This window comes from Streptomyces sp. NPDC005574 (genome assembly GCF_040605435.1).
GTDB lineage: Bacteria > Actinomycetota > Actinomycetes > Streptomycetales > Streptomycetaceae > Streptomyces.
The window spans coordinates 1-2,078 of sequence record NZ_JBEXCW010000271.1 but is presented as its reverse complement, the minus strand read 5'-3'; the positions used below and the strand labels follow the sequence as shown (position 1 = coordinate 2,078).

Annotated in this window: 4 protein-coding genes; all 4 read right to left on the bottom strand. The window is 62.0% G+C overall.

Annotation, left to right across the window (positions count from 1 at the left end):
* Window positions 1-135 precede the first annotated feature (135 nt).
* Window positions 136-516, bottom strand: a complete 381-nt coding sequence (locus tag ABZT03_RS43995; protein ID WP_356049906.1) for a hypothetical protein — start codon at window positions 514-516, stop codon at window positions 136-138.
* Entirely contained in the window at window positions 513-749 is a 237-nt protein-coding gene (locus ABZT03_RS43990) for a hypothetical protein (protein ID WP_356049904.1), read from the bottom strand. Before ABZT03_RS43990 ends, ABZT03_RS43995 begins: the two co-directional genes overlap by 4 nt.
* A gap of 107 nt (window positions 750-856) precedes the next feature.
* On the bottom strand, window positions 857-1,213 hold the full coding sequence (locus tag ABZT03_RS43985) for an immunity 51 family protein (RefSeq protein WP_356049902.1): 357 nt from the start codon (window positions 1,211-1,213) through the stop codon (window positions 857-859).
* 92 nt (window positions 1,214-1,305) lie between these two features.
* On the bottom strand, window positions 1,306-2,078 hold a 773-nt coding region (locus ABZT03_RS43980), incomplete at its 5' end, for an ISAs1 family transposase (protein ID WP_356049900.1).

Sequence of the window (2,078 nt, the reverse complement as noted above, 5' to 3'; positions counted from 1 at the left end):
AACCCCGACGACATGACCACGGATCCTGCCGCACCCACCCCACACCTGTCACATCGTCAGGAGACGGACACGCGACCGACCTTCTGAATGCTTACCAGCATCTGACCAACCGGCACGGAACCGGACATCACACAACTACGCCGGGGCCGTGGTCCCGATGGTAGTACAGAATGCATCCAAACTTGGAGAGACGACGTCGAATGAATAGGGTGGCCCGCCGCTGATATCTTCCTTGTGGAAGATATCAGGCGAGAATCCAAGGTTCGAGCTACCGGCAGGAATTTCCTCTGCCGCAAGGAGGAGTTCGTTCACCGAATGCACGAACAGCCCGTCCCCGAGGAAGTATGGGGCGCCATATTGAGCCGATACCGGGATCGGCGGTGGCCATCGGTGACTGTATCCGGTGAGGTTCACCGAGCCGACCTGGTGATAGAAAGCTCGCACCGAAGGCGCCAGCGGCTGCCCCCGGAAGCCATCGATGACAACTTCGGACGTCTTTTCGTCGATGCAACTCAAGGTGGCGTCGACCCGGGCCGAAGGAGGCCGAAGGGCGTCTGACGGGAATGGAACGAGAATGCCTGCGCGTCCAGACGTTGCACGATCAGGGACAAATTGCCGTGGACACGACGCATTGTCTCGTCCGCGACGATCTCCACCTCGGCCATCGTCGCGGCCGTGACCGGCAAATCATAGATCTCGTCCCAGGCAGCCTCGTGTTCACCTGCCAAATACCTGTCAACAAGCGTCAACCTGTCCACCTTCTATCCGTGCGTCAATCTGGCCCAGACTACTCGATCCCAAAGTTCCTCTGCAGTCTCAGCAGCGGACCCATAGGACTTGATTATCTAGAGAGGCATCAGTCGAACCACTCAGGGTCACCAGCCTCGATGAACTCCTTGAGCACCGATCGACTCCGAAAGGCCTCACAAAGGAGCCTCCCCAGTCTTCTGAGGGCATCCGCATCCTCGCCATGCGCGACGAACGTTCCAGCCTCGGAGTCATAACTGAATCGGTCAACCAATTCGGGCGCGCATGCTCTCACAGCCGACCTGGCCACACCTTCCCAGCCATAGCCGTTGCCGTACTGCCCACACTCATCAAAGACATCCTCCACCTCGACCATGTGGTTGTCGCTGAGCATGAGGCAGTAGGACCCTGGTCTGTGGTCGTACTCGAAGAACACCAACGGAGGAAAACTCTCGCGATCAGTCATGCGTCGACCCTATAAGCCGGCACCGACAACGCCCGCTCCTCTCCACCAGACAGGGCTGATTCAAAGTCTCGGCGATCATGCGGTCTTGCTGGTCATGGCAGTCCGATCAAGTCCAGTGGACGGGTGAAGGGCGTGTAGGAGATCTCGCGCAGGCCGGCGGCGATGCTGTGGTGCCCGGCGGTGCGCAGGGTGCTGATCGCGAAGCTGCGCAGCGTGGCCATGTTCTCCGGCCCGTGCCCGGTGCGGATCTTCGAGGCGTCCTCGTCGAACGTGGTGTCTCTGACGTGGTGCACGGCCTCGATGCCCCATTGTGCGCGGGCGAGTTGGCCGATGGCCTGGGGTGATGCCTCACGCGCCGTCAGGTCGGTGATGGCGTAGACGGCCTCGAGGGTGATCTTGCCGGTCTTGAGGTCGGTGCGGTGCCGGTGGATTTTCGCGGCCTGCGTCACGTACGGGAAGGACAGCCCGAGACCGGTGACGGTGAGTGTGCGCACCGAGCGGGTCTCGCGTCGTCCATGCCTCGCCTCGCGGTCGTAGCGGCAGGCAGTCACCTCCTTCCACGGCAGCGAGCGCAACGCGTCGTGCAGGGTCGGCTGGTTGCGCTTGATCACGAGCAGGTAGTGCGCCTGCTTCGCCTCTACCAGCCACCTTGCATGGTCACGATGGGTGTGCAGTGCGTCGGCGGTCACCACGACACCGGCCAGGTCGAAGGGGGCCAGCAGCTTCGTGAAGCCCGTGACCTCGGTGGTCTTGTCCGGCACCCGCAGCTGGCGGTGGCGTCCTCGGAGCGGTGTAAAAGGCTCGACGAGGGAGGTTCCGGTCTGTGATGTTACGCGGCCTCGGGGAGGGGCGGGATGTCGGGTGC

Coding starts and splice junctions, on each gene's coding strand:
- ABZT03_RS43985 (WP_356049902.1), bottom strand. CDS start 1,213: ATGACTGATCGCGAGAGTTTTCCTCCGTTGGTGTTCTTCGAGTACGAC.